3 protein-coding genes and 1 pseudogene are annotated in these 4,278 nt (G+C 71.8%); all 4 read right to left on the bottom strand.

Going from position 1 to position 4,278, the window contains the following annotated elements; translation table 11 throughout:
- Positions 1–219 precede the first annotated feature (219 nt).
- Positions 220–1,515, bottom strand: a complete 1,296-nt coding sequence (locus AB0M27_RS46920) for an FAD-dependent oxidoreductase (RefSeq protein WP_365732328.1) — start codon at positions 1,513–1,515, stop codon at positions 220–222.
- 127 nt (positions 1,516–1,642) lie between these two features.
- Positions 1,643–2,302, bottom strand: coding sequence for a flavin reductase family protein (locus AB0M27_RS46925; protein ID WP_365732329.1), 660 nt, complete (start codon positions 2,300–2,302; stop codon positions 1,643–1,645).
- Positions 2,303–2,368: 66 nt separating this feature from the next.
- Positions 2,369–3,385, bottom strand: coding sequence for a cytochrome c oxidase assembly protein (locus tag AB0M27_RS46930; RefSeq protein ID WP_365732330.1), 1,017 nt, complete (start codon positions 3,383–3,385; stop codon positions 2,369–2,371).
- A gap of 154 nt (positions 3,386–3,539) precedes the next feature.
- Positions 3,540–4,190: pseudogene (locus tag AB0M27_RS46935) on the bottom strand (reductase); the annotation flags it as partial.
- Positions 4,191–4,278: the final 88 nt, after the last annotated feature.

The following is a 4,278-nucleotide window of genomic DNA, read 5'->3' on the forward strand; positions in this document are numbered from 1 at the left end:
TCCATCTCCACGCTCACGCTGCCCCGCCCAGGTGGGAAGAACCCGCACCGGACCCTACGGTTCGCATGGGATCGCTTAGCTGATTAGAGACGCTCCGCGGGTCAGCAGCAGTACGTACTTCATGGCGTCCTCCTTGGTCGTGTTTCCCGTCCACCATCACGACGAACGAGCCGACGCCGACAGGACAGGGACGTCCCGGCAATTTTCGGTCCGGCCATTTCAAGGGGACACCTCGGCGGCGGCGTCCGTCTCGTCGGGCGGCGCTGCGGTGTCCGGACGTGGCCGACGGACGGCCGAGGCGGGTGGCCGTTCCTTGAGTGCGCCGTAGCCGATGAAGTACGCGGGCAGCCGGCGCATCCACCGTGACTCGGCGAGCAGGCGCGCCATGCGCCGGGCCCGCTGCTCACGCCCGAAGGGTGGCCGGCCCTGCAGGACGGGAGCGATGAGGCGGGCGTGGGCCACCCGCTGGAGGGTCTGCGTGGCGACCGTGGTGGGACGGCGGCGACGCTGCAGCCGGCGTACGTCACGCGGGCCCACCCTCCCGCGGCGCAGCGGCTCGGTGAGGTAGCGGGCGGCGGCCACGGCGTCCTGGACCGCGAGGTTGATGCCGATGCCGAAGATCGGGGACATCGCGTGCGCGGCGTCGCCGATGCACAGCAGGCCGGGTCGGTGCCAGCGGCGCAGGCGGTCCAGGCGTACGTCGAGGAGCCTGACCTCGTCCCACGAGCGCAGGGCGTGCGCACGGTCGGCGATCCAGGGGACGGCCGCGGAGAAGTCGGCCCGGAAGCGGTCGAGGCCGGCGGCGCGGCGCTGGGCGTCGGTGCCCTTGGGGATGAGCCCGGCGCACTGCCAGTAGTCGCCGCGGTCGATCATCGCGGTCAGGAAGCGGTCACCGGCGGCGCCGTAGAGCCCTTGCGGATCGCTGTCCCCGCGCGGCAGCCGGAACCACCAGGCGTCCATCGGGCAGGGGAAGCTGCGCAGGCGCAGCTCCGGGCGGGAACGGGCCAGTGATCCGCGGCCGTCGCAGGCGACGGTGAGCAGGGCGCGCAACTCGCCGGTGCGGCCGTCGGCGGTGCGGTAGCGCACCCCGTTCACTCGCCCGGATTCGATCAGGAAGTCGGTCGCCTCCGTGTTCATCCGCAGCTCGAAGGACGGCTCGCGCCGCGCCTCGTCCGCAAGCAGGTCCAGCAGGTCCCATTGGGGCACCATCGCCACGTAGTTGTAGGGACCGGGCAGCACCGAGAGGTCCCCGACCTTGACCGCCGCGCCGTCGGTTCCGATGGGCAACTGGACGGTGCGGACCCGGCGTTGCGGCAGCTCGGCGAAGCGCCCGGCCAGACCGAGGTCGTCCAGCAGTGCCAGGGTGGAGGGGTGGACGGTGTCGCCGCGGAAGTCGCGCAGGAAGTCGCCGTGCTTCTCCAGCACCGTCACCGGGACGCCGGACCGGGCCAGCAGCAGGGCGAGGACCATGCCCGCGGGGCCGCCTCCGACGGCGCAGCATGTGGTCTGTTCCATGGTGGTCCTGCCCTTTCACGAGACCATGGATTTCACCTAATTCACCATTGGATGAATATCCAGCCTACTCCTTCGGGCGGATTCCGGCCTCCCCCGGACCGCGGCGACACGCCGTGGGGCGAGGCGATCAGCGAACGGAGGCGACGGCGCTCCTGCGCGGCGTTTCGGAGACGCCGCTGTGCCTGAGCTCGGGGCCGAGTCCGAAGTAGTGCCGGAAGTTGTAGATCAGCGGGCTCCAGGCCGCGGGCTCGATGTGCTGGGTTCCGGCGACCACCAGGCGCGGGTCGGCGTGCACCTTCAGCATCCGGGCCTCGACGATCAGGAAGTCGCCGGCGGCGTCGGTGCCCACGCGGGCGGCCCGCGCCTCCAGCTGGATCGGGCATTCGGCCACCCGCGGCGGGCGGACCGTGTGCGAGGGCTGGGTCCTGAAGCCGGCCGCCGCGAACTTGTCCGGCTCGTAGCGGGCGCGGCGGGGTCCGTGCCCGGCCGCCGCGGGCCGGCCGGTGAGCTCGCCCAGGTGCTCGACGGCCGCCCAGTGCCCGGGATCGGGCAGGCTGATGACCAGCTCGGGGCGGACCGCCAGGTTCGCACCGGTCTGGCCCTGCCTACCGAGCCCCAGCACCACCACCTGCCCGAGCGCCCAGGCCGACGAGATCGGCGCCAGGTTGAAGGTGCCGTCGGCGTTCTCGGTGGTCAGCAGTACGACGGGGGTGCCGAAGTAGAGGATGCTCGGTGTGATGGCCAGGTGGGTGCCGGGGTTCCCGGCCGGGTGCGGTGCGGTGTCCATGCGGGTGACGGTGGGGCGCCGGCCGTTCGGCGGGAGCCGAACCGTGCACTCGCGATCATTGCAGGCTCACTGCTCCCGGTGCTGGCTCCGGATCCGCGCGGCCACCTCGTTCTGTTCGGTCTCCCACCAGGGGCGTACCCGTTCGGAAGCGGCTGCCTGGCCGTGGTTTGGGGAGGGTGCCGTGACGGGAGCGAGTTCCGCGTCGAGGCGGCGGTCGAGGGCCGCGGTCTGGACCCGCTCCGCCCGCGCCCACTGGAACAGGAGCGCCAGCAGGAAGGGCAACGCGACCAGCTCGGCGATGCTGAGCATCGCGCCGCCGCCGATCTGCTGGTCGTGCTCGACGTCCGGGGACCAGGTCGGCGCGTGGTGCAGGTACCAGGCGCCCGCGATCAGCGTGCTGTGGGTCATCACCACGACACCCGGGACCGCGTCGACGATGCCGTCCAGGAACACCAGCGCCGCCCGTACCGGGTGGGTGCACCAGGTGGGCAGCGCCTGTTCGTGGGTCAGCACCGGCACGACGAACAGGCACCCGGCCACCAGCAGGTGCAGATACATCAGTTCGTGCAGCCAGCCCACGCGCAGGGCGGTCTCGAAGTACGGCGTGAAGTACACCGTCAGCTCGGTGCCCAGCACCAGGGCCGTACTGACCAGCGGGAACGTCAGCACCCGTACCAGGCGGCCGGCCATGGCACCGCGCACTCGTACGGCGGCCCCCTCCGGCAGTGCCTCGACGGCGAGCCGCAGCGGATCGCCGAGGGCCAGGCCCAGGGGTGCGACGAGGTCGAGGAGGATGTTCTGCACGGCGGCCGGCCAGAACAGCACGTGGTCGTACACGGCCAGGGCCGACATCGTGGCCACCACCAGCGCTCCCAGGCCGAGCAGCGCGAACGCGGCGACCCGGGCGGGCGGCCAGGGCGTACCCCGCTTGCGCAGCCGCGCGACGCCCCAGCCGTAGAGCGCGCCCAGGGCGATGACCAGCAGCAGCGCGGGGAGGTCCAGGTGCCAGGTGGCCAGCAGACGCCCCGTGGTCAGCTCGGGAAGCTGGCCGGCCGACAGTTCGGTCATCGCGCGACCATCCATGCAGATCGTCCTCCTTCGGCTCGACAGGGAAGAACCGGCTCGGATCCGTAACGGCACGACGCTAGTCCCCCACGGCCCGACAGCGGGCATCGGGGTGCCGCACGCCGGGGTGAAATGCGGGGATCGAGCGGGACGGGCGCTGGTACGGGCTGGGTCAGTACACGTCCCGCACGTACCGCTTCTCGGCGCCGAGCTGCTTGACGTACGCCGCCGCCTCCGCCTCGTCCAGGCCGCCGTGGACCATGGCGGCCTCGCGGAGGGCCTGGTCGACGTCCTTGGCCGTGCGGGAGGCGTCGCCGCAGACGTAGGAGTGGGCGCCGTCGCGGAGCCAGGACCACAGCAGGGGCCCGTGCTCGCGCATCCGGTCCTGGACGTAGACCTTGGCGCGCTGGTCACGGGAGAAGGCGGTGTCCAGGCGGGTGAGCGTGCCCTCGGCCAGGAACGCCGTCAGCTCCTCCTCGTAGTAGAAGTCCGTCGCGTGGTGCTGTTCGCCGAAGAACAGCCAGTTCGCGGCGCGGTGGCCGCGGGCCCGTCGGTCCTCCAGGAAACCGATGAACGGCGCGATGCCCGTGCCCGGGCCCACCATCACCGCCGGTGTGGCGGGGTCGGCGGGCGGACGGAAGTGCGGTGCCCGCTGGACCCGGACCGGTACCGGGGCGCCGGGTTCGGCGTCGGCGAGGAAGGGCGAGCAGACGCCCTGCCGGGGCCGGCCGGCCAGGTTCTCGTACCGGACGACGGAGACGGTCAGCGACACCAGTTGGGGGTCCGTGAGGGGGCTGGAGGATATGGAGTACATGCGGGGTCTCCACCTGCTGGTCCTCGAAGTCGGGTGAGTGGGCGTAACCATGTATGAGTGAGTGTCGTTGTCAGAGTGTGAATCTGACGGAATGGGC

The sequence above is a fragment of the Streptomyces sp. NPDC052107 genome, assembly GCF_040680215.1.
Classification (GTDB): Bacteria; Actinomycetota; Actinomycetes; order Streptomycetales; family Streptomycetaceae; genus Streptomyces.